We start from the raw sequence: 263 nt of genomic DNA, 5'->3' as shown, positions 1-263 counted from the left end.
TAGTAGTCGACGCTGACGCCGGCGAGCATGGCGACCTCGTGCCGACGCAGCCCGGGCACGCGTCGGACCCCGCCCCCGAACGACGGCATGCCGACCTGCTCGGGGGTGAGCCGCGCCCGCCTGGAGGACAGGAAGTCGCGGATCTCGTTGCGCACGTCGATACCCATGCGACGAGCGTACGTGCCCGGGCCGTGTGTCCGGCAGGCGGGAGGGCCGCGGCGGGGCCGCCGGCCGTGCCCGACCGGTCGCGACACGTCGCGTGC

1 pseudogene is annotated in these 263 nt (G+C 75.3%); it reads right to left on the bottom strand.

What is annotated here, in order from left to right:
• Positions 1 to 167: pseudogene (locus BIU89_RS18990) on the bottom strand (transcriptional regulator); the annotation flags it as partial.
• Positions 168 to 263 lie beyond the last annotated feature (96 nt).

It is taken from the genome of Curtobacterium sp. MCBA15_005, from assembly GCF_001864855.1.
Lineage (GTDB): Bacteria > Actinomycetota > Actinomycetes > Actinomycetales > Microbacteriaceae > Curtobacterium > Curtobacterium flaccumfaciens.
Note: the sequence above shows the minus strand (reverse complement) of the source record. Positions and strands in the feature narration are given on the sequence as shown.